Below are 23,900 nucleotides of genomic sequence, written 5' to 3'. Positions count from 1 at the left end.
CGAGGAGATCGACCAGCCCGCCTTCCGGCATGGAGCGCGGCCTCAGAGGCCCATGCCCTTCGCGATGATCATCTTCATCACCTCGGACGTGCCGCCGTAGATGCGGTTGACCCGGCTGTCGGCGTACAGGCGGGCGACCGGGTACTCGTTGATGTAGCCGTAGCCGCCATGCAGTTGCAGGCAGCGGTCGATGACCCGGTCCGCCACCTCCGTACAGAACAGCTTGACGCTCGCGGCCTCGGCCGGCGTCAGCTCACCCGCGTCAAGGGCCTCCAGCGCACGGTCGGTGACAGCCTCGGCCGCGTCCACCTCGGCCTGGCAGGCCGCCAGCTCGAACCTGGTGTTCTGGAAGTGGGCCACCGGCTTGCCGAAGACGGTGCGCTGGGCGACGTACTCCCGCGCGAAGCGCACTGCCGCGGCGGCCTGCGCGTAAGCGCTGTGGGCGATGCCCCAGCGCTCGGACGACAGGTTCCTGCCGAGGTAGGAGAAGCCCTGGTTCTCCTCACCCAGGAGATCCTCGGCCGGCACCTTGACGTCGACGAACGCCAGCTCGGCGGTGTCGGAGGTCCTCAGACCGAGCTTGTCCAGCTTGCGGCCGATGGAGTACCCCTCGGACTTGGTGTCGACCGCGAACAGCGAGAGACCGAAGCGGCGGTCGTCCTCGCGCGGCGGGGCCGTGCGAGCGCAGACGATGACACGGTCGGCGAGGACGCCACCGGTGATGAAGGTCTTGGCGCCGTTGAGGACGTAGTGCGTGCCGTCGTCGGAGCGCTTGGCCGTGGTCTTCACGCCGGCGACGTCCGAGCCGGTTCCCGGCTCGGTCATGGCGAGCGCCCACATCTCCTCGCCGGTGACGAACTTCGGCAGGTACCGCTTCTTCTGCTCGTCCGTGGCCAGCATCGTGATGTACGGCAGCGAGAGCAGCACGTGCGCACCGGTGCAGCCGAACAGAACGCCCGCGCGGGCGGTCTCCTCGGTGAGCACGGCTTCGAACTTGTGCGTGTCCAGGCCCGCGCCGCCGAATTCCTCGGGCACGCTGATGCCGAAGATGCCCAGCTCACCCAGTTGGTGATAGAAGTCCCGGGGCACCTGGCCGGCCGCGTACCACTCGTCGTAGACGGGGAGCACCTCGGCCTCGATGAAGGAACGAAGGGTCTGGCGGAAGGACTCGTGGTCCTCGTCGAACACGGTGCGGTGCATGGGTCTTTCCTTCGACAGAGGGGTCGGGCGGCACGGCCGGCCGCCCTGCGTACGTCAGTTGCAACTCATCCCGCCGCGGTCCACCCCGAGCGCCCCCACTTCCAGCTCGGGCGGCCGTCGCGTGCCCCGCGCACGGAGGCAGCAAAGCGTCACTCCCCAGGCGCGCCGATCCTCGCTGCCCAATCCGCACCCGGTTGGGGGACTGGGCCGGTCATCCGCCCCGGGGGCCGCCGAGCGAGCGGCTGCCGCCCCGGACGGGGCGGCAGCCAGTCCCCCAAGTGGGCGGTGTTCCCGGCCCAAGCGGTCGCGGCCGTCCCGCCCGCTGCTTACTTCAGGGGCTTCATTCGCCCTGCATGATCCACCGGACCTGGGCCTTCCGGAGGAGGGCGACACATCGGATCGCGTCCCGACCAAGGGAGACACCCATGAAGACCAGAGCCGCCGTCCTGACCGGCCTCAACCAGCCGTTCGAGATCCTCGAGCTCGACCTGGACGGGCCGCGTGAGGGTGAGGTCCTGATCCGCTTCGTCGCGGCCGGCCTGTGCCACTCCGATCTCCACCTGCCGAGCGGCGACCTCCCGTCCCGCCTGCCCATCGTCGCCGGTCATGAGGGAGCCGGAGTCATCGAGGAGGTCGGCCCCGGCGTCACCAAGGTCAAGCCCGGCGACCACGTCGTGTGCAGCTTCATCCCCAGCTGCGGGATCTGCCGCTACTGCTCCACGGGCCGGCAGAACCTGTGCGACCTCGGCGAGTTCCTGCTGGATGGCCAGATGCTCGACGGCACCTTCCGCTTCCACCACGAAGCCACGGACGTCGGCGGCATGTGCTCGCTCGGCACGTTCTCGCAGTACGCGACGGTGTCCCAGTACTCGGTGGTCAAGATCGACGAGTCGATCCCGCTGGAGAAGGCCGTCCTCGTCGGCTGCGGCGTCCCGTCCGGATGGGGTACCGCCGTCAACACCGGTAACGTGCGCGCCGGCGACACCACCGTCATTTTTGGCGCCGGTGGCCTCGGGATGAACACCGTGCAGGCCGCCGTGCACGCCGGCGCGAAGAACGTGGTGGTGGTCGACCCGCAGGAGTTCAAGCGCGAGACCGCCCTGAAGTTCGGCGCCACGCACGCCTTCGCCGACGCCGCGCCGGCGCTCGCAGCGATCGCCGAGATGACCCGGGGGCAGATGGCCGACCAGGCCCTGATCCTCGTCGGCACCGTCGACGAGACGGTGGTGCAGTCCGCCTTCTCGGCCATCGGCAAGGGCGGCGTCGTCGTCGTGACCGGTCTGGCGAACATGGAGCACCTCACAGTGCACGTCTCGGGCGCGGAACTGACGCTGTGGGAGAAGACCATCAAGGGGTCGCTCTTCGGCAGCTCAAACCCTCAGTACGACATCGTCAAGCTGCTCGGCCTCTACCAGGCCGGCCGGCTCAGGCTCGACGAGCTCATCACCAGGCAGTACCGGCTCGAAGAGATCAACGAGGGGTACCAGGATCTGGTCGAGGGCAGGAACATCCGAGGCGTACTCATCCACGAACACTGAGGCGCTGCCTCTCACAGTCCGGCGCGGCGCGGCCACACACGGTCGTACCGCGCCGTTTCCTTTCCCCCTCACAGCACCCAGAGGTGACCCCGCTCACACAAACAGGTACCGGTGCAGGTAGTTCCCCGGGTGCCCTCGGAGCGGTCGGCCAGCAGTCTCAGAGGCGCAAACGCATGTGAAACAGAGCCGCCCTCCAGGAGGAACGATGGGTGAAGTTCTCCCGCAGATCCGCCCACGGTGTGACGTCAGCGCTGTGCTTGTCGGACCCGCCTCCGAGGACCGATGTCGGCTGCAGCGGGTCCTCTGCGTGGACGAGAACGAGCTGGTGCAGGCCGGATTGCGCGCGATTCTGTCGGATGAGACATGGGTGGCGTCGTGCCTGGTAGCGGCCTCGGCCGAGATGGCGTGGCATGTGGCCCAGCGGCATCATCCGCAACTGGTCCTCGTGAGTGCCTCGCTCGGTGGCAAGTCGGGGCTGGAGCTGTGCCGGACGTTCAAGGAGCACATGTCGCACGTCCGGGTTGTGCTGATGTCGGGCGAGGGGCGCCTGTCCGCATCCATGGCTCTCCAGCACGGAGCGGTTGCCTCCCTTTCGAAGCACATGCCGCGAGCGATCATCGCGGCCGCGCTGCGGCGCGTTGCCGAGGGGGCCCGGGTCTTCCCGATCGACGTGAAGCCGCCGGCTGTTCAGCTGTCCCCGCGCGAGCTGGACATCCTGCAGCACGTGGCCGCAGGGCTCAGCAATCCCGAGGTCGCGGCGTCGTTGAACCTCTCCCGGCACACCGTCAAGCAGCACACGAGCGCTGTCTACCGCAAGCTCGGAGTGCGCAACCGGGCCCAGGCGGCCAGCCGTGCCCAGGAACTCGGGCTCCTCGTCTGAGCCCGGCACCCATGCCGCGCCTGACTGCACGCCGGACAGCTTCGCGCCTGCCATGGGCACCGCGCACGCCGATATCTGGGGGTGTGCAGCCTCGGGACAGTCAAGCACGGGGCCTCGGGGTCGGCGTGGCATAGGTCTCGAGGTACGTGGCCACGAGGCGGCGGAGCTCACCGATCGTGGCAGCGTCACCCCTTGGGGTCCGCCGGAACGCGACCTCGAAGAGACGGCGCCCGGTCTCCCAGGCCACCTGCATGACGAGTGGCGGTGTCCCGACAGGCCGAAGACCACGCTCAACGAGAACGCGGAGGAACTGCTTCGCCTGCGCCTCATCGTAAGCGCGGACGATGTCGGCGACCGCGCCGGCGAACCACAGCTCGACGCAGCTCGGATGCCCGCGCATATCACGGCGTCGACCCGCGTCATGCAACGTGCGCACATCACAGCTGCTCAGCGAGGCGTGCATCAGTGCTTCGAGCTCGTGGGCATGGCGCTGCGCGAGCAGGCTGGGTCGATCTGAGGCCGATCGGAGAAGTAGTGGTAGACGGAGGCAGTCGGGATGCCTGCCCGCTCACCGATCGCCCTCAGGGTGGCGGACTCGTACCCCTGCTCGCCGAACAGCGCCTCGGCGGTTTCGAGAATGAGCCGCCTGCGCTCCACCCCACGACGCTGTACCGCCGGGCGAACGGATACCTGAGCTTCGGAGGCCCACGTCTGACATGGTGCGGACCGTACCGTTCGTATTCCCTGACTCCCTGGGTCCCCAAGAGGCCCTGCCCACCCGGGGGAGGCAAGGCGTACCGATGCATCCGCCGCCCCGAACGTCGTCTGTACCGGGAGCTGACGTCACACCCCGGCGAGCCGGGCGGTGCGACCTGAGCTGACGGAGTCCCGCCCTCGGACCTCCCCCGACTAGGGGGTCCTTGCGCGTACCGGCGGCCCGTGCCGCGCCGGGTCGCCCAAGGTGGACGCGCAGCGCTCAGCGATCGAGAAAGAAGGATGTCGTGAGTACCTACGCGGTTGTCGACCCCACCACCGGGGAGACCGTCAAGGAGTACGCCGCATTGTCGGACGACGAGCTGGCAGCGAAGCTCGACCGTGCCGGCGCGGCGTATCGCACGTGGGGCCGTACCTCGTCGGCTGCGGAGCGCGCGACGCTGTTGCGCAACGCCGCGGCGCTGTTCGTGGAGCGTCGAGAGGTGCTGGCGACCATCATCAGCCGCGAGATGGGCAAGCCGACCAACCAGGGTGTTCTGGAGGTCGACTTCGCAGCCGCCATCTTCGAGTACTACGCGGACCATGCCGAGGAGTTCCTGGCCGACGAGCCGGTCCCGCTGGCGTGGGGCGAGGGCACCGCGGTGATCCGGCGCCAGCCCCTCGGGATCCTGCTGGGCGTCATGCCGTGGAACTACCCCTATTACCAGGTCGCGCGCTTCGCCGCGCCCAACCTGATGGCCGGGAACACCATTCTGCTCAAGCACGCCTCCCAGTGCCCTGAGTCCGCGGCGGCCATCGAGCAACTGCTGCTGGACGCCGACTTCCCCACCGGCGCCTACGAGAACGTCTACGCCACCTATGCCCAGATCGACGCCGTCATCGCCGACCCCCGGGTCGCCGGTGTCTCGGTCACGGGGTCGGAAAAGGCCGGTGCGATGGTCGCGGCAACCGCCGGACGTCACCTCAAGAAGGCAGTCCTCGAGCTCGGCGGCTCGGACCCGTTCATCCTGCTGAGCACCGATGACCTCGACGCGGCCGTGGAGGCCGCGCTGGGTGCCCGCTTCTACGACAACGCCGGTCAGGCGTGCAACGGCGCGAAGCGGTACATCGTCATCGAAGAGCTCTACGACGCCTTCCTGGAGAAGGTGGTCTCGACGCTGGCCGAGCTCAAGCCGGGCGCTCCGGCCGCCGAGAGCACCGTGCTCGGACCGGTCTCCTCGGTCGGCGCCGCGGAGGGGCTCGAGAAGCTGCTGAACCGTGCGATCGAGGGCGGAGCCAGGGTCGCGCTGGGCGGCACGCGCGACGGGAGCTTCTTCGATCCGACCGTCCTGGTCGACATCGACCCCGGTAACCAGGTGGCCAAGGAGGAGTTCTTCGGGCCGTTCGCACACGTGTACCGCGTGAGTTCGGAGGAGGAGGCGATCGCGGTCGCGAACGACACGCCGTTCGGTCTCGGCTCGTACGTGTTCACCACGGACCCCGAGCAGGCGCAGCGCGTCGCCGACCGGATCGAGGCCGGCATGGTGTACGTCAACGTCGTCGGTGCCGAGGAGCCCGGCCTCCCGTTCGGTGGCGTCAAGCTGTCCGGCTTCGGTCGCGAGCTCGGTCGGTTCGGCGCCGAGGAGTTCGTCAACCGCAAGCTGATCCGGGTCGGCGCCTGACGATCCATCGACGCGTCAGAGTGGCTCGCCCACCTCGGTGCGCGAGCCACTGGTGTTCCTGCAGCAACGACCCCAGAGATGTCTGCCGGACGACTGCATCCGCGCCATCGCTCTCCACCGCAGCTGCGCATGTGCGGCGAACTGGCTGATGGCCACCCCTGCGCGACGACGCCCCATCTGATGGCTTCCTGCCTGCCTCCGGCACAGGGCGACGGGGCGCGGTGCCGGAGGCAGGCGACCGATCACCCGGCGCGGCGGCCCAGCTTCACCGGCAGCGCCTTGACCTGGTTGATGAAGAACGACTCGGCGTGCGGCGCCTCGCCGACGATCTCCATCTCCGGGTAGCGCTTCAGCGTCTCCTCGATCATCAGCCGCAGCTCGAGCCGGGCCAGCGCGTTGCCGAGGCAGAAGTGACGGCCACCGGCTCCGAATGCCTGGTGCTCCGGGTTGCGGGTCACGTCGAAGCGGTGCGGGTCGTCGTACTTGTCCTCGTCCCGGTTGGACGACGGGTACCACATGACGACCTTGTCGTTCTCCTTGATCAGCCGGCCGCCGATCTCGACGTCCCTGGTCGCCGTACGGCGCATCATCGAGAACGCCGGAAACATTCGCAAAGCCTCCTCGACCAAGCTCGGCACGAGCGACATGTCGTCGAGGACCAGCCGGCGCTGGTCGGGGTTTTCCATCAGCGCCTTCATCGCGCTCACGTACGTCGCCATCGTGCTGTCGTTGCCCGCACCGATCAGGAGCAGCGTGCCATACATGATCTCCTCGGCCGAGAGCGTCTGCCCGTCGATCTCGGCGTGCACGAGGACGCTGATCAGGTCGTCGGTGGGGTTCGCACGGCGAGCCTCGATCATGTGGGTGACCTCCTGCATCAGGGTCGGCAGGAGCTCGTTGACGTAGGCGTCGATGCCGCCCGGGTTCAGGTCCGGGTCGTCACGACCCATGTACCGCTTCATGTAGTCGGCCCACTTGACGTCCTCCTCCTCCGCGATACCGAGGAGGCGGTGGATGACCCGCGCGACGACGGGCTGGGAGACGGCGCTCACCAGGTCGCAGGTCTCCTCGGCGTCGAGGCGGTCGAGGACCGTGACGACGATCTTGCGGATCCAGTCCTCGTGCCGGCCGATCTGCTCGTTCGTGAAGCCCGCCAGGAAGAGCTGCTTGATCCGGTCGTGCTTCGGCGGGTCCATGCCGATGAACTCGGCACGCGCGAACTCGATCGGGATCTGGTGGTTGGTGATGTCGATGCCCATGCGCTCCGACGAGAAGGTCCGCCAGTCGCGGCTGACCCTGGCGATGTCGTCGGCCTTGGTCAGCGACCAGAAACCCTCCTCCTCGGGCAGGACGGGGATGCCGGGTGACCAGTGCACCGGGCACTTCGCACGCAGATCGCTGAAGATCCCGTGCGGCGGCCCGTCCTTCCACAGGTCGAAGTCCGCCAGGGTCAGGTCCTCCGGCAGTTCGTCCGCGGTCATCGGTCCTCCTTCGTCAGGGGCGGCCCGTTCGCCTGGGTCGCCCGACTGGGTCACTTGTCCCACTGGGCGAGGACGCTAGGACGCCAGGGACGGGCCACGCAGCGGCGTGAGGCGATCTGCGCCCGCCTGGGGGATGCGTCAGGGGCCGCCGTAGCGCGCCCGGAGATGTGCTGCGAGCATGACCGCGGCCTCCTCGGTGTTCCGGCGCGTCCGAGCGTCGTCCTGGTGCGAGAGCATCTGCAGGCCGAGCCCGTCCGCCAGGGCGATGACGAGGCGGACGGTCGCGTCGAGCTCCGCGGCCGTGAGCCCGGGGTCCGCCTGCCGCAGCGTCGCGGTCCACATGTCGATGAAGCTGGCGTACATCTGCACGCCAAGGCCGGTCTCCTGGCGGGCCGCCCACAGGGCGAGGTCGAACTCGGCACGGGCCTCGTCCAGGTTGCGAAGGCCCCACTCGAGGGTGCGGCTGAGCAGGTCCACCGCGACGTCGGCCACGCTCCGGCCGCGGCCGTCGATCGACGCGGTGTCCGCACGGTGCGACTCCAGAATCCGGTCGAACACGTCGAGGAGCAGACGCTCCTTGTTCCGGAAGCAGTAGTGGAGGGCGGCCAGTGGCGCCTTGGCCGCCTCGGCGATCCGCCGCGTGCTGGCGCCCTCGACGCCGACCTCGGCGATCACCGCGACCGCCGCGGAGATGAACTGCTCGCGCCGCTCATCGGCCGGAATGTGTGCCATCTGACTCCTGTTCATCGCTCGGCCGGCTGACAACCGGGGTGTCACTCGGACCGACACGATCACCATGTCCCGCTCCGTTCGGCACTGGTGAGCGGGCGAGCACGCCGGCGCTCGCGGTCCCACGCGGCGTAGCCGGTCTCTGCGGTGCTGCACACCCGTCCGGTGGCCGAGCGCACAAGACCACAATGGCCGCGAAGCTCGCGCGCCAGCACGGCGTACGGCGACGTACACCCACATGGGCCAGTCCTGGCGCCGGACCGTGGGCTTGCCGAGGTGCGCCGACTGGTTGGAGCGCGCTACGGCCGAAGGTCGCGCACGCGTGGCCGACCGTCGCCGCGCTCCACCGGTTGGGGGTCCCCACACCGAGGGCCAGAAAGCCCGTCGTCCCCGGCCGTCCGCCCCGTGCCGGCATCATCTTCCTCGCGTCCGCCTCGGGCTGCATGACCGGTTTCGGTGCTCATCGTCGACGGTGGCTACTCCACCCAGTGACACATCGGTCCGACCGTTCCCGACGAATCGGCCGGTGTGAGCTCGTTGCTCACACCGGCCGATTCGTTTATGCGTCCGTGTCAGGTACCGGCCGTGGCGTCGGCCCAGGACACGCCGTTGAGGATGTCCCGCTTGCTCAACGCCAGCTGACGCGGCGCGTTGATGCACAGCGCGCCTCGGAGCCGGTCCGCGCGGCCGAACAGGGCGACCAGCGACTTGTCGTCCGCCTGGGTGATCTTCACCTGGTCCCGGCCGTCCACGTGACCGACGAACTTGACCTTGGCCTCGAACTGGTCCGACCAGAAGTACGGGACGGGCGCGAACGGCTCGTTCTCCCCGAGCAGCGTGCGCGCCGCGTGGGTGCCCTGCTCAACGGCGTTGAGCCACTGCTCGACCCGCATCATCTCCCCGAACAGCCGGTTCGGCCAGCGCACGAGGTCGCCTGCCGCGACCACGTCTGGGGCCGTCGTTCTGAGAGCCTCGTCGCACACCACGCCGTTTGCGAGCTCGATGCCGCTGCCCTCGAGCCAGCCGGTCTCCGGCTGGACCCCGACGCCGGCGACGATGAGATCGGCGGCCAGGACCGTGCCGTCGGCCAGGTGGACCCTGTTCCCACCGGGGGTGACCTCGACGCGGTCAATGCCGGTGCCGCAGTGGAGGTTCACGCCGTGACCGACGTGATGGTCCTGGAACCAGTGGCCGAGCTCCGAGCCGAGGACCCGGGTCAGCGGGACGGGAGCGATCTCCACGACCGAGACGTCCAGGCCCATCTGCCGGGCAGTCGCGGCGACCTCCAGCCCGATGAAGCCGGCCCCGATGACCACCAGGTGGCGGCCGGGCCGCAGCTGCTCGTGGAGGGTCAGTGAGTCGGCGAGTGACCTCACTTCATGGACGTCCGGCACGCCGTCGAGCAGCTCCAACGGACGGGTCCGGCATCCGGTGGCGACGACGAGGCCGTCGTACGACACTTCCCGGCCACCTTCGAGGAACAGCATCTTGTCGGCGGCGTCGAGCCCGACCGCTGCCGCACCGAGGCAGACCTCGACGGCGTTGTCGTCGTACCAGCCGGGCTCCTTGATCAGCAGGCTGTGGTGCTCGTGGCCCTCGCGAAGTGCCTCCTTGGACAGCGGAGGCCGGTCGTACGGCAGCAAGTCTTCCGCGCTGACCAGCATGATGTTGCCCTCGTGACCCGCGTGCCGGAGCCCGTCGACGGCGTTCACCGCCGCCACCGAGCCGCCGACCACAACAATGCGGTCCACGACGTCAGTCCTGCTCGAGCGTGATGACGCCCTCGGGGCACGAACGTACGGCCCGCTCCGCCTCCTCGCGACGGTCGTCCGAGGGGTGCGGCTCGAGGAGAATGGCCTGGCCGGACTCGTCGTCGATGTCGAAGAGGTCCGGGCACTCCATCATGCAGCAGGCACAGCCCGTGCATCCGTCGAGGTCGATCCTGAGCGTCAGCGCCATGGTGGCTCTCCTTGCGTTCTGGCCCGTGCGTTCTGCGGGTCTGCCGACAAGGCTGGAGCCGTTCGTCGTCGGCCGCCGGGCCGAGCCCCCGAAGAGTGCCCAACCGGGGGGTCTCGCAGCACGAGCCGCCGACTGGGCGGTCGTCGGCGTGCGAACTGACGGTCCGTTTCGGAACGGACATGATCCGCACGGCTCTCGGCAACGGGCCGACCAGACCCGGCGGCGTGGTGGTCCTCGGCCCGCCCATCGACACCCGGCAGCTCACGGTCGACACGTTCGTCCTCGGCGCGAGCCTCACCTGATCACCGGCGGCCGCGACCGGCTGGCCCCGGGACAACGACCCCGCGGCCGACCTCACGCCAGGCTCTGCAGCACCTTCCGGGCAGCCCGTCGGCCCGACGCCGCGGCCACGGCCAATGAGGGATCGCCCAGGTAGTCGCCCGCGAACCAGATCGGACCGAGCGGAGCGCGCAGGGTCTGCTGCGACGCGTCGCGCTTGCCCGGCTCCCAGTAGGACACCACGCGCGGCTGCCGCTTCACGACCACGCGGTCGATCTGGCCGTCGAGCTCCGGGAACATCCCGATCAGGTCGCGGAGGAACGCGGCCTCGATCTCCTCGTCGGAGAGTTTGCCCAGCTGGTCGGCGCAGGACCCGCCGGACAGCAACACCAGGGCGCCGCCCGGCTTCCGTGGGCCCTGGGCTCTCAGCGGTGCCGCGTGGTTGAACACCATCTGGAACGACAGCTCCGGCGTCGAGATGCCGTAGTAGTCGTCCCACCGCTGCGAGCCCTGCTCCTTGGTGAAGATCCCGGCCAGGATGTAGCGGCCGTACTTGATGTCGGTCAGCGCCGAATACTGGGCGTCCGGCAGGTCGGGCATGATCGCGAGGGCCCGGTCCGCGGGAGTGGCGACGACGGCACGGTTCGCCGTCAGCCGTGCCGGACCGGCCGCGTCGACGTACTCGACGGTCACGCTGTCGTCGGTCCAGGTGATCCGCTGCACCTCGGTGCCAAGCCGCAGCCGGTCGCCGAGGTCCTCTGCGAGCGCGTCGGTGACGGCCTGGTTGCCTCCGACCGGAAGGGCGAAGTTCGGCACCTTCGCCGCCTTTTCGAGGGCAGTGCCGATGGAGATGGCGAGCTGCCGCGCCGCGGTCTCCTCGGGGTCGCAGCCGATCCACTGGCCGGACCAGGCGTGGAACAGGGCGATCATCTCCGGGGACCGGACCCCCGCCATCAGCGCCTCGACGCCCGACCGGGAGTCCAAGCGAGCCCGGACCGCACGCGCGACCTCGGCGTTGTTCCCTGAGAGGCGGGCGCATGCGTACTTGATGTGCAGCCCGACCCGCGCCAGCTCCAGTTTGGCCGCGAGTGGCATGCGGGAGCGCAGCAGGAGCAGGGGCGCGCTGTCGGTGGTCACCATCCGGCCCTTGAGGTACAGCGCCGCCTTCCGGCCGGCGAGCGAACCGCGCTCGATCCGGTAGCGGTCCATGACGTCGAAGAGCGGACCCCCACCCTCGGTGAACTGGGTGCCGATGTTGAGCCAGTAGTCCCCGTGGCGGACCGACTCGACGCGGCCACCGGCTCTCGTCGCGGCTTCCAGGACCACGACGTCAGTCGACTCGGCTGCCAGTGTCGAACTTGCCATGAGACCGGCAGCACCGGCACCGACGACGACGACCTCGCACTGTTGTTCGCGGATGTTCCCGTTGCTCTGCATGGGGCGATCGTGCGCGCCGGTCGGCGTCGACGGCTCGTGCACCGCGGCAAGGCGCCCGGTCGGGGGATCCCTCCGCCCCCTCCCTCTCTCCCCCAGCCGGGTGCCGCTCGGCAGGCAGCCCGGCCGCCCGGGGGCGTGGGGCGGTTTGCTGCCTTCCGGCCATCGCGCCGCCTGCTGGTACGGGCCCGTCGCGCTCCGGCCGCCGCACTGCCGATCGAGACCGGGCCACCGGCCCACTGAGGAGGAGCTCTCCGCCATGGGTGACGCCACCGTTTTCGCCGTGCTGAAGGAGCAGGCCGAGCAAGCACCGGACGCCCCCGTCCTCCTGATCGACGGCAAGGAGTGCTCGCGGGCCGAGCTGTTCGAGTCGGTCCGCGCCCTCGCGGCCGGCCTGCGGGCGCTCGGTCTCGACCGCGGTGACCGGGGCCTGATCGTTTCGGACAACAGGCTGGAGACCGTGGTCGCATGGCTGGGAGTCGACTCGGCCCGGATGATCGACGTCCCGATCAACCCGGAGGCCCGCGGCGCGTTCCTCGAGTACCTCGTCAGCGACTGCGGCCCGCGGGTGATGATCGGGCTCCCGGAGTACCTGCGTGCGGTGGCCAAGGTCGTTCCCGAGCATCCCGAGTTCGCCGTACTGATCGACCCCGACGGCGGCGACCTGCCGTTCGGGGCGAGCACCCGGCACCTCACCTTCGACGAGGTCATCGAGTTGGGCCGCGACGGCACGGTGGAGCCGCCGCTCGAGAGCGACGTCGCGACGATGATCTACACCTCCGGCACAACCGGACCTTCCAAGGGAGTGCTGCTGCCTCATGCTTACCAGGTCACCTGGGCCCGCCGCGGCTCGTCCGCCCTCGGCATGAAGCCGGGGCAGACCGTGTACACGCCCGAGCCGCTGTTCCACTCAGACGCCCGGTCGTACGTTCTCGGCGCCCTCCTCACCGGCGGCCGGGTGGCCCTCGGCAAACGATTCAGCGTGAGCCGGTTCTGGGACGAGGTGCGCGCCGCCGACGCATCGTGCTTCGGTTACCTCGGCACCATGCTGTCGATGCTGTACGCCGCCAGGCCCAGCGATTCCGATCGCGACCACCCGGCGGTGATCGGCTCCGGCGGCGGTGTGCCCGCAGCGCTCCAGAGGGACTTCGAGGAGCGCTACGGCGTCAAGCTCATCGAGATGTACGGCATGACCGAGGCGCTCTGCATCACGATGAACACGCCGGAGCGAACCCGGCCCGGCTCGGTGGGCGTGCCCACACCGGAGCTCGAGGTACAGCTGGTCGACGCGGAGGACAAGCGGGTACCGGTCGGGGAGATCGGTGAGCTCATCGTGCGACCCCGGTCGCCGCACATCATGATGGCCGGCTACTGGAACAAACCGGAGGCGACCGTCGCAGCCTGGCGCAACCTGTGGTTCCACACCGGCGACCGGATGCGGGCTGACGAGGACGGCTTCCTCTACTACGTCGGACGGCTGAAGGACTCGATCCGCCGGAGGGGCGAGAACGTGTCGGCTTGGGAGGTCGAGGGCGCGGCCAACAAGCACGACGACGTGCTCGTCGCTGCCGCCATCGGCGTGCCGTCGGAGCTCGGCGAGGAGGACGTCGCGATCCTCGTCGTCCCCCGGGAGGGGCGCACGATCGATCCGCCCGCGCTGCGCGACTTCCTGGCCGCCGACCTCCCCAAGCACGCCGTTCCCCGCTTCATCGAGGTGGTCGACGACCTCCCGCGGACACCCACCGAGCGGGTCAACAAGGACAAGGTGCGCTCGCGCGGCATCACCGAAGCGGCGTGGGACGGCGAGGTTCCCCGGGTGTAGACGCCGGAGCCGGACGCCCCCACGCGAGCCGTACTCCCCCAACTGGGCCGATCCCGACACCGACCGCGAGGGGGCCGCGTCGCACGACCTACGTTTCGCCGCACCAGCTTTTCGCCAAGTCACACAGGAGGAGCGATGAGTTCGATCAACAACCCCGGTTTCACGGTCGCGGACATGGCGTTGTGGGTCGACGGCCCGCCGCACGAGGTCTTCGCCGAGATGCGCGGCAAGTGCCCGGTGCACCACTCGGCCGGCATCGTCGGCATGCCCGAGGCGCCCGGGTTCTGGTCGATCACGAAGGCCGACGACATCGCGAAGATCAGCCGCGACTGGAAGACGTTCTCCTCCCACCGTGAGGGGGCCGTCGACCTGACCTGGGAGGGCATGCCCGAGGACCTCAAGGAACTGTCCAAGATGGACATGATCAACCTGGACCCGCCGCGGCACGACCGGCTCAAGCAGCTCTTCCTCGCCGGCTTCACCCAGGAGCGCATCGCGGCCGAGGAGGCCAAGGTCCGTGAGGCCGTCACGAACGTGCTCGACCGCCTCGACGACCAGGAGACCTGCGACCTCGTCAATGACGTCGCCAAGCCCATCGTCGCCCGCGTCATCCACGGATTCATGGGCATCCCTGCGGAGGACGATGCCCGTTGGATCCACAACATCAGCCGCTACATCGCCCTCGACGACCCGTACTTCAACCCCGGCGGCCTCGAGGAGTGGCTCACGGTCTTCATCCCCGACCTGATCGAGCAGTGCGTGGCGCTGATCGAGGATCGCAAGGCCAATCCCGGCGACGACCTCATCAGCATCCTCGTCAACGCGGAGGTCGAGGGTGACCGGCTCACCGACGACGAGATCGTCGCGGGCATGCTGCTGCTCTTCGCCGCCGGCAACGACAGCACCATGGCGACGTACACGAGCGCCATGATCGCGCTGATGCAGAATCCCGACGAGCGTCAGAAGGTCCTCGACGACCCGTCGCTGGTGCCCAGCGCCGTCGAGGAGGCGCTCCGGATGTTCCCCGCGTTCACGTTGATGCGGCGCACGGCGACGAAGGACACCGAGGTCGGGGGGCAGACGATCAAGGAGGGCGACCAGGTCGTCCTGTTCTACCCGTCGGCGAACCGTGACGAGGACAAGTACGAGGACCCGGACCGCTTCGACGTCACCCGCAACCCCGAGCACCAGGCGTTCGGAGCCGGCGGCCGCCACTTCTGCCTCGGCAACGCGCTGGCCCGCCTCGAGCTGCGGCTGATGGTCGGGGAAACGCTCAAGCGCTACCCGCAGATGGAGATCGCCGGCGACGCGCCGTTCACCGCGTCGTTCTTCGTCAACCAGCGCCAGACGCTTCCGGTCCGACTGGGCCCCCGCGCGAACTGACCTGACCCACCACCGCACAGGAAGTGGAGAACCCGTGTCAGACACCACCGCAGGAACCAAGACGTACGACGTGGCCGTGGTCGGCTGCGGGCTGCTGGGCTCGGCCCTCGCCCGCAACTTCGCGGCCCAGGGCCTGAAGACCGCCGCCTGGAACCGCACACCGGCCAAGGCCAAGGCGCTCGCGGGAGACGGCGTGAGCGCACTCCACGACATCGACGAGGTCGTGCGCTCGTCGAGGCTCGTCGTGGCCGTCACGTCGACGTACGCGACCACCCGCGAGGCCATCGCGGGTGCCGCCGACTGGACCGGCACCGCCCTGGTCAACGTCGGCACCGGCACGCCCATCGAGGCGGAGGAGATGAAGGCGTGGGCCGAGGAACGCGGTGTTCCCTACCTCGACGGCGCGGTGCTCTGCTACCCACAGCAGATCGGCACCGAGGGGGGCATGGTCCTCTACTCGGGCTCCCCTGAGATCTGGGCGGAGCACGAGCGCACTCTGATGGCCCCCGGCCCCTACTCCACGCGCGTCTCCGACGACGTGAAGGCGGCGAGCGTCCTCGACGCCGCGATCATCGCCGGGTTCTACTCCGCCGCACTGAGCGCTTACGTCGAAGCCTCGACCTACGCGCTCGACCAGGGTGTCGACCCGGAGACCCTGAATGCCATCAGCGAGCTGGCGTTCCAGACCCTGGCCGCCACCACGAAGGAGGCCGTGGGCGCCATCGTGAGCGACCAGCACACGACCGACGTGGCCACGCTCGGTGTCTACGCCGCGGGGTGTCGCGCCGCCCTCGGCACCATGCAGTCGGCCGGTCACAAGGCCCGGCTGCTCACGGCCGCCGTGCAGAACCTCGCCGAGGCCGAGAAGGCCGGCCTCGGCGAACTCGGGTTCTTCGCCTCCACGAAGGTCGCCCGCGCCGACGCCTGACCCTGCGCACCGTCGAGGCGCCGGATCGCGGATCGCGGACCCGCCCGACTGGGCGGGTCCGCGCGCAGCCCTCCGCTGCGCGCGGTCCGGGGCTCTTTCTTCGGCGCATGGGCAAGACACCGATCCTCGGTGCCGGGGCGACATGAGCGGGCTGACCGCCGGCCACCGCCACCGGTCGGCACCGGACACCGAGCGGGTGGCTATCAGCCGCGAGAGCGGACTGCCCGTCCGGCTGCGCGCTTCCCGCGGGCCGAGTCGGTCCTCTGTGTCCCGTGCCCAGATCGCGAGCTGGGTCACCAAGCAGTCGGGCGACAGTCACTGCCCACTCCCCCAGGTGGGCACACTGCCGGGCCTCGGGACAGCCGCATCGGTCCGCTGCGAGCACGATGCGGCCATGACTTCCTCAACTTCTGAACAGAGCGCGCCGAAGAGGGTGCTCGTGACCGGCGGAGCCGGCGAGATGGGCGCGTATGCCTGCGGCGTGCTCGCCAAGGCCGACGAGATCGCCAAGGTGGTCGTCGCCGATCGCGACGAGGAGAAAGCGACCAAGCTCGCCGCCGACCTCGGTCCGAAGGCCACCCCGCTGGCCCTCGACATCTCGGACTCAGAGGCGCTGGCGAGAGCGCTGGCCGACGTCGACATCGTGCTCAACTGCGCGGGCCCGTTCTACCGCTTCGGTCGCGAGGTCCTCAGCGCCGCCATCGCGGCTGGCACCGACTACCTCGACATCTGCGACGACTGGGAGCCCACCCTGGAGATGCTCGAGCTGGACGACGCCGCGCGTGCGGCCGGCGTCACGGCCGTGATCGGCATGGGCGCCAGCCCGGGCACCAGCAACCTGCTCGCCGTCCTGGCGATGGACGAGTGCGACGCCGTCGACCGGGTCTACACGTCGTGGCGTGCCTCCGCGGCCCATTTCCCCCGACCCACCGCCGACCAGGAGTTCCCTGAGGCGACCGCTGCCATCGAGCACTGGGTGCACAACTGCACCGAGCCGATCAAGATCTGGCGCGACGGTGGCCTTGTCGACGCGCACGCCCTCGAGGAGCTGACGCTCGCCTACCCCGGGTGGGGCGAGGACGCGGTCTGGGTGTGCGGCCACCCCGAGCCGCTCACCCTTCCGAGGATCCGGCCCGAGGTACGGGAGTCGCTCAACGTGATGAGCGCCCGCCGCGGACTCATGAACGGCATCAGCGGCATCGCCGAGCGCGTCCGCGCCGGAGAGCTGAACGTCCGTCAGGCTTCCGACGAGCTCCTGCGTCAGCCGAACCTCAGCGGCAAGGCCGCCGGCCGGTCGCCGAGCCTGCCCAGCAACATCTTCGCCATCGCGGAGGGCACCAAGGACGGAACCCGCGTCCGCGTCGGCGCGCAGGCCCTGGTGCAGCCGGAGGGCAACATGGGCGAGATGACCGGGATCCCGCTGGCCGTGGCGACGCTGATGGCGGCCCGCGGCCAGGTGAGCAAGCCGGGCGTCCACGGACCCGAGGGCGCCATCGACCCGAAGATCTTCTTCAACGACCTGGCGCAGTTCGCCGACGAGCCGCCCGCGCCCGGCGTCGCGGTGTACGAGGTCGTCACGGACGTCCTCGACAGCTGACGACCCGCCGCGGAGTCGTCGCAACCACACCTGCCTCGCCCAGAAAGTGATCTCAAACATAGGTCACCTGGGTGGGATCAGGCAGCAGAACCACGCCGGTGGCCAAGAGCTGCACCACCGTGACCAGCACTCGCGCGAACGTGCTCGCGCGCACGACAGAACTCAGCGGCATGAATCGGAGCAGGTGGCCTCGTGGACCAAGCAGGCGGAACTTCCCTCACCTACCTCTCGGGCAGTGGGTGGGTCGACAGGCCGACAACGCTCGAGTCGGCCCTGACCGGCGACGTGGAGTGCGACGTCGCTGTGATCGGCGGTGGGCTCGGCGGGATGGCGGCCGCGCTACGGCTCGCGGAGCTCGGCCGGGACGTCGTACTCGTCGAGGCCGACCTCTGTGGCTGGGGAGCCAGCGCCCGCAACGCCGGCTACATCACACCGACCCTCGGCAACGACCCCCGTATCCTCAACCGCTTCTACGGCGACCGGGTGCGCGCGCTCTACAAGTTCGCCGGTCATGCGGTGGACTTCACCGAAGACCTCATCACCAGGCATGGGATCGACTGCGGCTACCAGCCGACCGGCAACATCGCGGCCGCGCCGACCGCCGCCGCGTTCCGGCGCATGGTGGCGAACGGCAGGCCGGGCCGCCGATCGGTGGTGGGCGACGCGGCACAGCTCGGCATCCCGCCGGCCTTCCCGGGCGGCATCCACATCAAGGTCGGCGGCATCCTGAACCCGGGGCAGCTGGCGCTCGGTGTCCGCGAGGTGGTTCACACGTCGGCCGTGCGCGTGTTTGAACAGAGTCCGGTCACCGGCGTCGTCGACACCGGTGACTCCGTGCGGATCGAGCTGCCCGGAGGACGGATCAGGGCCCGCCAGGCGATCCTGACCACCAACGCCTTCACCAACGAGTTGCCGATCGCGCCGCGCAACCTCAGCACTCCCGTCTGGGTGACGGCGGTCGAGACCGAGCCGGTCTCCGCCGAGATGATGGACGCCGCCGGTTGGACGAGTCGCACCCCCATGACGACGAACCATTTCGTGATGGAGAGCTTCCGGCCGACGAACCGCGGCACCATCGTCTTCACCACGCGCAGGCTGCAGACGGCCCGTCGGCCGCGGGCGGACCGAATGCCCGACCAGGCGGTGGTCGACGACCTGGTGCGTGGTTTCCGGGAGCGCTTCCCCACGTTGACCGACGTCGCCCCGGCTCGCGCTTGGGGCGGTTGGATCGGTCTCACGCCGTCCAACATGGCGGTCGTAGGACGGGCAACACGCCGCGTCTACTACTCGATGGCCTGCAACGGGCACGGGCTGCCGCAGGCCCCGTACCTCGGCACCCTGCTCGCCGACCACCTCGTTGAGAAGGGCATGCACGACGACCTGGCCGCCGTCTGGCGAGAGTCACGACGGTTCGCTCCGGGCATCGTGAACCCGGTGACGCTGCGCCTGGGTTGGCTCGCCGACCGCCTGAGCGACCGAATCGGCCGCGTCCGCCGATGACGCCGGCCTCCCCCGGCCGGGCGTCGCTCGCGGTCGCTCGGCCCGCGTACGTCGACGATGCAGGAACGCGCCAGGCATCGAAGAGGCCGTGAACCACATGTTGATCCGAAAGAGGAGCCTGACCACCCATGTCTGACACCAAGCCGCCCCTGGGCACTGTGATCATTGTCGGCGGCGCCGGCGCGATGGGGCGCTGGGCCGTCCGAGGGATCGCCGAACTCGGCACGGCCAAGAAGGTGCTGATCGCCGACATCGACGTGTCACGCGCCCAGCAGCTCGCCGATGAGGTCGGCGGTCCATGCGTCCCCGTGCGCCTCGACGCCACGGACCCGGCAGCACTGCGGCAGGCGTTCGTTGAGTGCGACGTCGTCCTCAACACCATGGGCCCGTTCTCGAAGTTCGCCAGGCCCATAGTGGAGGCCGCAATCGACTGCGGCTGCGACTACCTGGACATCGACGACGATTGGGAGTCCACGGTCGAGGCGTTCGAGTTCGACGCCCAGGCTCGTGACAAGGGCCTCCGCGTCGTGAAGGGCATCGGCGGCAGCCCGGGCATCTCCAACTTGGCGGCAGCACTGGTCGCCCGGCGGCTCGACAAGGTCACCGAGATCTTCACCGGATGGTCGATGCGTGGCGCGGTGCTGGAGGACGAGCCGGCGTACCCGTCGACCGGTGGTGCCGGGGCGGCCGTCGAGCACTGGCTGATCCAGATCAGCGGCTCGATCCGCGCCTACCGCGACGGCGCCGAGAAGGACATCGAGCCCCTCACTCCCGTCGAGCTCCTGTACCCGGGCAAGGGGCAGGTCCGGGCCTACACCGTCGGGCACCCCGAGGCGATCACCCTGCCGCGCTGCTTCCCGACCGTCGTCAGCTCGACCAACCTCACGTCCGGTCCGGCGTGGGTCTTCGACCACGCGCGCAGGGTCGCGGCCGACTACGACGCCGGGCGGGTGACCCTCGCTGAGGGCGCCGGCCGCCTCGAAGACATGCCCGCTCCCCCGGTCGACGCACCGCGCACTCGCGACCGGCTCGCCCAGGTCTGGGCCATGGCGCGCGGCGAGCGCGACGGGGAGCCGCTCGCGATCTCGGTCGAGCCGGCGTCGATGCCACCGGGCAAGATGGGCGGCGGCACCGGCGCGGCGCTGGCGGTGGGACTCGAGCTGTTGCGCCAGGGCCGCATTACCGAGCCCGGCGTGCACGCCCCGGAGGGCGTCATCGACCCCCACGACTTCTTCTCGGTGTTCCTGGGGTTCGTCGAGCCGGCCGTCGCGTCGGTGGATGATCTCCTGATCATCCACGAAGGCCCGGTCGGCTGATCGACGACCGCGGTGACGCCGGCGCGCGCCGATGTCACCTCGCCACAGAGGCCCACCGCCACCGGCGGTGGGCCTCTCCGGCGTCGGTCACAGTGGCGAGGAGCGCGGGGACAGCGAGCAGGGCCGCGGCTCCCGAGCCGAGCTGATCCCCCAACCGGGCGCGATGACCCTCGGGAGACCGGCGCGGCACCGTGCGGTTGGCGAACATCTGGGCATGACGATTCAGAAGATCAACCCGGACACGATCGCGCCACCGCACGGCCACACGCAGGTGATCGTCGCGACCGGCAGCAAGCACGTCTACATCTCGGGGCAGATCGCCATCGACGTCGATGAGAAGCTGCTCGGCGAAGGGGACTACGAGACGCAGGGCTACCACACGGTGAAGAACGCCTACGCGGCCATCGCTGCGTCGGGCGCCAATCCGAAGGATGTGGTTCGGATGATGGTGTACGTCGTCGATCCGACCCAGGAGAACCTCGAGAAGCTCTACGGCGGGCTGGCCAGGGCCACCTCCGAGGCCGGCGGCAGCACCACCGCCATGACCTTGATAGGCGTCGTCGGCCTGTCCACGCCCGGCGCCTTGGTCGAGGCGGACATGACCGCCATCACCGACTGATGAATGGCAGAGGCCCGGCCGTACGACACCGGAGGTCCCCTGATTCCGGCTCATGCCGAGGGAGGTGTCTGCGGCGGGGTCCTGCCAGTCCTCAGAGACCTTCGGCCCCCACGGGGACCGCGCTTATGAAAGCCAGTCCAGCCGGCCCGAGGGCGACCAGATACTGGGCGCGCCTTCTTCACGTAGGCGAGGGACGGGACAACCACCAGTCGCGTTCTCTACGCGGCCCCATCCTGACGATGCGCACGCAGCACGTCGCGCCGCGACCCAGGGGGCGCAGGACGTCCTCGTTGATCCGGACACCGTCATCCTGGCCGTCAGCGCCCTCGGATCGCCCGCGCCAACCACACCCCCGCTCGAACGAGCCACGCCCTACGAGATAGCGCTGACGCCCATGGCCAAAAGAGGTGGCACCAACTCATCAATCCGGGCTGGGAGACGAAGTACCTCCAGCACATCCGCCTGGATGGTGTCGGGCCGATTGACCTCGAAGCGGCTCCTGCCATTCGGGAAGTCAGTGACACTCTGTTCCGCAAGCTGAAAGGCAAGCGGGTCGTTTCCTATGGAAGAAACCTGCAGTACGCCGCGGTCTACACAGCAGCGGAGTACGCCTGGGCAGGAGATAACCTGCCCATTGGCACCATGCGGCCTGACACCGCGACCACCCTGAAGAGACTGGGTCAAAGCCGCTGGGAGTGTGCCCGCCTGCGCCACGCCGAGCTCGCGAATGAATGGCACTCTGAATGCGGGCACTTCGCTTTGCCGACCGATAGGCCAGCTGCCCATGCCCTTGAGCGTTGCCGAGTGACTGCTGACCTTCTGCACCACATGGCTATCCCTGCCCTACGCTACGCGGAACTCAACGCACAAGCGGAGCGCGCGGTACTCGAAGGCAAGAGCCACCGTCGGCGGCCCGCGCCCAGGGAGCGGCTGAGCCGCATCGCTGCTTCACGCCAGGCAGTTCTCGAACGCAGCGGAGGCGCCTGTGAAAACCCCCTCTGCCCTGATCCCCGTTACACCTCAGCCCTCAGCCGAAACGGCACCTATCTGCTGGAAGTGGATCACATTGATGATCAAGCGAAGGGCGGCGAAGACCTGCCCCGGGCAATGATCGCTCTGTGTCCCAACTGCCATGCTCTTAAGACTCGTGGCACTGTCACCGGCGCTCTCACAGCAGTTCCCACGCTTGCAGCCAACCGCCGCTGGTGGAGACGAACATCATGCGGCTCTCAACGGCGGGTTGTCCGCGGCCTTCTTCGCTCCACCGCGCTGGCAGCTGGGCCGTACTCCGGCGGGTGCGCGGATCCCACGCGTGCAGGACCCCAGTACGGTCACTGGCCCAGATCCGATCGCCCGCCATGAACGGCGTGGTGGTGAAGGCGCCGCCTGCGCTCTTGCGTCACAGCTTTCTGCCAGAGAGCGGATCGAGGACTACAAGCCGCCCTGGGTCGAATGCGGCGATGTAGACGGCGTCGCCAGCGACCAAGGGGCCGTACTGATGCGTCGGGCGACCTGAGTGTCAAACAACGGGTGTCCATATTGCCCGTCCCAGGCCAGCGCCCGGCCGCACCCCGTAGTCAGATGAACCGTCGTGCGACGGTAAGGGCCCGGCGTCCCGAAGCCGGGATGCCGGGCCCCCTTACCGGGGCGCGATCAGGCGGGGCGGATGTTCTCAGCCTGCGGGCCCTTCTGGCCCTGCGTGACGTCGAACTCGACCTTCTGGCCCTCCTGCAGCTCGCGGTAGCCCTGGCTGGCGATGTTGGAGTAGTGGGCGAAGACGTCGGGGCCGCCGCCCTCCTGCTCGATGAAGCCGAAGCCCTTCTCGCTGTTGAACCACTTCACTGTGCCCTTGGCCATGACTGTCTCCTTTGAGGGAAACCGGGCACGCACGCTGCGCGACCGGGAGGTGATCGCCCTGGTCCGGAGAGGCGCTGAACAGCAAGAACGCCCGTGAGGCGATCACGGGCGAACGGAACTTCGGAACCACGACTGCTGATCACAACGCTATAACGGCATGACGGAAGCCGCTAGCGAAAACGCGCCAGCATCCGGCCCGGAACGAAGGGCTGGATCGCCCGTGAGGCTCGGCCGATGGTGATCAAGCAGCTTCGCGCCCCTTTTTCTGCACAAGGCTGCGGCGAGGCATGGCCTCTCCCCGCCGCCGACTGTTCTCCGGGTGGGCCCCACCGATCATGCCCTCATCCCGGAATTCCAGTTCGGCGGCGCCACCGACCCGAGCCAACCGCATCCGGGCCATTCCCCCAGGCGAGTCCCCGGCTACGCCCCGCCCGCAACGCGCGCACGGGCATGCGCACGTCGCGGGCCACTGCACGGGACGCGCGAGTGGATAGCGCGAGTGCCGGTGAAGCGGTTAGATCGCGGGACTCATCGACTCAGCCGCCGCTCTTGCGCCTGAACGACCGCTGGCTCGCAGCCGGGCCGTGCGCCGAACGCACCTTCGATGTATCGGACTTGGCGGCAACATCAGCGGCATCCGCCTGCGCACCGCGCTTGCGCGCCAGGGCTTCGCGGAACTTGCGCTTGAGGTCGTAGTTGTCGTCGCTGTCCGGCTCCAGAGGGGACGTCTCGGGGGCAGCCGGCTCCGAACCTTCCGTAGATACGGGCTCTGCGGTCATGGTGACCTCCTGGGTTCGGGGGGTGGGCAAGCACAGCTTGTCATGCCGGGCGCAGTGCCAGGCGCCGGCAACATCATCTTGCTCCGTTTCGGCGGGCATCCCTCCCGCGGCCAAAGGCGTTGACTTCGTAGGTGAGGTGCACAGGACGGCTTCGGGCCGGGCCGTGGGTTGTCGATCCCGTGGCCAGGCCATTCACTGCCAGGACAACGGCTGTCAGCCGTTGC

The 23,900-nt window shown here is 69.1% G+C and carries 22 protein-coding genes and 2 pseudogenes; 12 read left to right on the top strand and 12 right to left on the bottom strand.

Features of this window, described 5'->3' with window-relative positions:
- Nucleotides 1-42: 42 nt before the first annotated feature.
- A complete protein-coding gene (locus tag AB0950_RS06260; protein WP_360573487.1) occupies nt 43-1,200 on the bottom strand; it encodes an acyl-CoA dehydrogenase family protein in 1,158 nt (385 codons plus the stop codon).
- A gap of 425 nt (nt 1,201-1,625) precedes the next feature.
- Between AB0950_RS06260 and AB0950_RS06255 the strand changes: the two genes are divergently transcribed.
- Complete coding sequence (locus tag AB0950_RS06255; protein WP_366777937.1) at nt 1,626-2,738, top strand: NDMA-dependent alcohol dehydrogenase; 1,113 nt, start codon at nt 1,626-1,628, stop codon at nt 2,736-2,738.
- 307 nt (nt 2,739-3,045) lie between these two features.
- Nucleotides 3,046-3,618 carry a response regulator transcription factor gene (locus AB0950_RS06250; protein WP_360155348.1) on the top strand — a complete coding sequence of 191 codons (573 nt, stop codon included), beginning with the start codon at nt 3,046-3,048 and terminating at the stop codon, nt 3,616-3,618.
- Between the two features lie 100 nt (nt 3,619-3,718).
- Here the strand turns inward: AB0950_RS06250 and AB0950_RS06245 are convergent, their stop codons facing one another.
- Nucleotides 3,719-4,018 carry a hypothetical protein gene (locus tag AB0950_RS06245; protein WP_366778170.1) on the bottom strand — a complete coding sequence of 100 codons (300 nt, stop codon included), beginning with the start codon at nt 4,016-4,018 and terminating at the stop codon, nt 3,719-3,721.
- A gap of 62 nt (nt 4,019-4,080) precedes the next feature.
- A complete protein-coding gene (locus tag AB0950_RS06240; protein WP_360155345.1) occupies nt 4,081-4,275 on the bottom strand; it encodes a helix-turn-helix domain-containing protein in 195 nt (64 codons plus the stop codon).
- 344 nt (nt 4,276-4,619) lie between these two features.
- Here AB0950_RS06240 and AB0950_RS06235 point away from each other — a divergent pair, with 344 nt between their 5' ends.
- A complete protein-coding gene (locus AB0950_RS06235; protein WP_366777936.1) occupies nt 4,620-5,993 on the top strand; it encodes an NAD-dependent succinate-semialdehyde dehydrogenase in 1,374 nt (457 codons plus the stop codon).
- A 242-nt stretch (nt 5,994-6,235) separates the two neighbouring features.
- On the opposite strand, the gene AB0950_RS06230 is transcribed toward AB0950_RS06235, so the two are convergent.
- The 4 genes from AB0950_RS06230 to AB0950_RS06215 all read right to left on the bottom strand — a co-directional run bounded on the left by AB0950_RS06230 (nt 6,236) and on the right by AB0950_RS06215 (nt 10,162).
- Nucleotides 6,236-7,474 (bottom strand): cytochrome P450, encoded by a 1,239-nt coding sequence (locus AB0950_RS06230; protein ID WP_360155339.1) that lies wholly within the window; start codon nt 7,472-7,474, stop codon nt 6,236-6,238.
- 138 nt (nt 7,475-7,612) lie between these two features.
- The gene (locus AB0950_RS06225) at nt 7,613-8,206 is read right to left on the bottom strand and encodes a TetR/AcrR family transcriptional regulator (protein ID WP_360155336.1); all 594 of its coding nucleotides are present in this window, start codon (nt 8,204-8,206) and stop codon (nt 7,613-7,615) included.
- A 569-nt stretch (nt 8,207-8,775) separates the two neighbouring features.
- Complete coding sequence (locus AB0950_RS06220; protein WP_366777934.1) at nt 8,776-9,954, bottom strand: FAD-dependent oxidoreductase; 1,179 nt, start codon at nt 9,952-9,954, stop codon at nt 8,776-8,778.
- Nucleotides 9,955-9,958: 4 nt separating this feature from the next.
- Nucleotides 9,959-10,162, bottom strand: a complete 204-nt coding sequence (locus AB0950_RS06215) for a ferredoxin (protein ID WP_360155330.1) — start codon at nt 10,160-10,162, stop codon at nt 9,959-9,961.
- 179 nt (nt 10,163-10,341) lie between these two features.
- Here AB0950_RS06215 and AB0950_RS06210 point away from each other — a divergent pair, with 179 nt between their 5' ends.
- Complete coding sequence (locus AB0950_RS06210) at nt 10,342-10,464, top strand: hypothetical protein (protein ID WP_360155327.1); 123 nt, start codon at nt 10,342-10,344, stop codon at nt 10,462-10,464.
- 52 nt (nt 10,465-10,516) lie between these two features.
- Here the strand turns inward: AB0950_RS06210 and AB0950_RS06205 are convergent, their stop codons facing one another.
- A complete protein-coding gene (locus tag AB0950_RS06205; protein WP_366777933.1) occupies nt 10,517-11,878 on the bottom strand; it encodes an NAD(P)/FAD-dependent oxidoreductase in 1,362 nt (453 codons plus the stop codon).
- Between the two features lie 256 nt (nt 11,879-12,134).
- Between AB0950_RS06205 and AB0950_RS06200 the strand changes: the two genes are divergently transcribed.
- From AB0950_RS06200 to AB0950_RS06170, 7 genes are all read left to right on the top strand, one after another.
- The gene (locus tag AB0950_RS06200; protein ID WP_366777932.1) at nt 12,135-13,697 is read left to right on the top strand and encodes an AMP-binding protein; all 1,563 of its coding nucleotides are present in this window, start codon (nt 12,135-12,137) and stop codon (nt 13,695-13,697) included.
- 135 nt (nt 13,698-13,832) lie between these two features.
- Nucleotides 13,833-15,080 carry a cytochrome P450 gene (locus tag AB0950_RS06195; RefSeq protein WP_158918971.1) on the top strand — a complete coding sequence of 416 codons (1,248 nt, stop codon included), beginning with the start codon at nt 13,833-13,835 and terminating at the stop codon, nt 15,078-15,080.
- A 34-nt stretch (nt 15,081-15,114) separates the two neighbouring features.
- Nucleotides 15,115-16,008, top strand: coding sequence for an NAD(P)-binding domain-containing protein (locus AB0950_RS06190; RefSeq protein WP_158918972.1), 894 nt, complete (start codon nt 15,115-15,117; stop codon nt 16,006-16,008).
- A 142-nt stretch (nt 16,009-16,150) separates the two neighbouring features.
- Nucleotides 16,151-17,605: an SDR family NAD(P)-dependent oxidoreductase gene (locus AB0950_RS06185; protein ID WP_366777931.1), complete on the top strand. Its 1,455-nt coding sequence runs from the start codon at nt 16,151-16,153 to the stop codon at nt 17,603-17,605.
- A 192-nt stretch (nt 17,606-17,797) separates the two neighbouring features.
- Nucleotides 17,798-19,105: an FAD-binding oxidoreductase gene (locus tag AB0950_RS06180; RefSeq protein ID WP_360155314.1), complete on the top strand. Its 1,308-nt coding sequence runs from the start codon at nt 17,798-17,800 to the stop codon at nt 19,103-19,105.
- Between the two features lie 128 nt (nt 19,106-19,233).
- Complete coding sequence (locus AB0950_RS06175; RefSeq protein WP_366777930.1) at nt 19,234-20,421, top strand: saccharopine dehydrogenase NADP-binding domain-containing protein; 1,188 nt, start codon at nt 19,234-19,236, stop codon at nt 20,419-20,421.
- Nucleotides 20,422-20,635: 214 nt separating this feature from the next.
- The gene (locus AB0950_RS06170) at nt 20,636-21,040 is read left to right on the top strand and encodes a RidA family protein (protein ID WP_158918976.1); all 405 of its coding nucleotides are present in this window, start codon (nt 20,636-20,638) and stop codon (nt 21,038-21,040) included.
- A 372-nt stretch (nt 21,041-21,412) separates the two neighbouring features.
- Here AB0950_RS06170 and AB0950_RS06165 read toward each other — a convergent pair whose 3' ends face one another.
- On the bottom strand, nt 21,413-21,868 hold the full coding sequence (locus AB0950_RS06165) for a hypothetical protein (RefSeq protein ID WP_366778186.1): 456 nt from the start codon (nt 21,866-21,868) through the stop codon (nt 21,413-21,415).
- Here AB0950_RS06165 and AB0950_RS06160 point away from each other — a divergent pair.
- Nucleotides 21,869-22,177: pseudogene (locus AB0950_RS06160) on the top strand (HNH endonuclease signature motif containing protein); the annotation flags it as partial.
- Nucleotides 22,178-22,208: 31 nt separating this feature from the next.
- Here AB0950_RS06160 and AB0950_RS06155 read toward each other — a convergent pair.
- The 3 genes and pseudogenes from AB0950_RS06155 to AB0950_RS06145 form a co-directional block, all read right to left on the bottom strand.
- Nucleotides 22,209-22,424: pseudogene (locus tag AB0950_RS06155) on the bottom strand (hypothetical protein); the annotation flags it as partial.
- A gap of 269 nt (nt 22,425-22,693) precedes the next feature.
- Nucleotides 22,694-22,897 carry a cold-shock protein gene (locus AB0950_RS06150; protein WP_014670069.1) on the bottom strand — a complete coding sequence of 68 codons (204 nt, stop codon included), beginning with the start codon at nt 22,895-22,897 and terminating at the stop codon, nt 22,694-22,696.
- 536 nt (nt 22,898-23,433) lie between these two features.
- Nucleotides 23,434-23,676 carry a DUF5302 domain-containing protein gene (locus tag AB0950_RS06145; protein ID WP_366777929.1) on the bottom strand — a complete coding sequence of 81 codons (243 nt, stop codon included), beginning with the start codon at nt 23,674-23,676 and terminating at the stop codon, nt 23,434-23,436.
- Nucleotides 23,677-23,900 lie beyond the last annotated feature (224 nt).

Origin of the sequence: Streptomyces sp. NPDC007189, assembly GCF_040703635.1 — a bacterium.
Taxonomy (GTDB): Bacteria; Actinomycetota; Actinomycetes; order Streptomycetales; family Streptomycetaceae; genus Streptomyces.
Note: the sequence above shows the minus strand (reverse complement) of the source record. Positions and strands in the feature narration are given on the sequence as shown.

Bases quoted from the DNA above. Each gene is read 5' to 3' on its own strand.
- AB0950_RS06260 (WP_360573487.1), bottom strand. From the start codon at position 1,200: ATGCACCGCACCGTGTTCGACGAGGACCACGAGTCCTTCCGCCAGACC.
- AB0950_RS06255 (WP_366777937.1), top strand. From the start codon at position 1,626: ATGAAGACCAGAGCCGCCGTCCTGACCGGCCTCAACCAGCCGTTCGAG.
- AB0950_RS06245 (WP_366778170.1), bottom strand. From the start codon at position 4,018: ATGCGCGGGCATCCGAGCTGCGTCGAGCTGTGGTTCGCCGGCGCGGTC.
- AB0950_RS06230 (WP_360155339.1), bottom strand. From the start codon at position 7,474: ATGACCGCGGACGAACTGCCGGAGGACCTGACCCTGGCGGACTTCGAC.
- AB0950_RS06225 (WP_360155336.1), bottom strand. From the start codon at position 8,206: ATGGCACACATTCCGGCCGATGAGCGGCGCGAGCAGTTCATCTCCGCG.
- AB0950_RS06215 (WP_360155330.1), bottom strand. From the start codon at position 10,162: ATGGCGCTGACGCTCAGGATCGACCTCGACGGATGCACGGGCTGTGCC.
- AB0950_RS06210 (WP_360155327.1), top strand. From the start codon at position 10,342: ATGATCCGCACGGCTCTCGGCAACGGGCCGACCAGACCCGGCGGCGTG.
- AB0950_RS06205 (WP_366777933.1), bottom strand. From the start codon at position 11,878: ATGCAGAGCAACGGGAACATCCGCGAACAACAGTGCGAGGTCGTCGTC.
- AB0950_RS06200 (WP_366777932.1), top strand. From the start codon at position 12,135: ATGGGTGACGCCACCGTTTTCGCCGTGCTGAAGGAGCAGGCCGAGCAA.
- AB0950_RS06195 (WP_158918971.1), top strand. From the start codon at position 13,833: ATGAGTTCGATCAACAACCCCGGTTTCACGGTCGCGGACATGGCGTTG.
- AB0950_RS06185 (WP_366777931.1), top strand. From the start codon at position 16,151: ATGAGCGGGCTGACCGCCGGCCACCGCCACCGGTCGGCACCGGACACC.
- AB0950_RS06175 (WP_366777930.1), top strand. From the start codon at position 19,234: ATGTCTGACACCAAGCCGCCCCTGGGCACTGTGATCATTGTCGGCGGC.
- AB0950_RS06170 (WP_158918976.1), top strand. From the start codon at position 20,636: ATGACGATTCAGAAGATCAACCCGGACACGATCGCGCCACCGCACGGC.
- AB0950_RS06150 (WP_014670069.1), bottom strand. From the start codon at position 22,897: ATGGCCAAGGGCACAGTGAAGTGGTTCAACAGCGAGAAGGGCTTCGGC.
- AB0950_RS06145 (WP_366777929.1), bottom strand. From the start codon at position 23,676: ATGACCGCAGAGCCCGTATCTACGGAAGGTTCGGAGCCGGCTGCCCCC.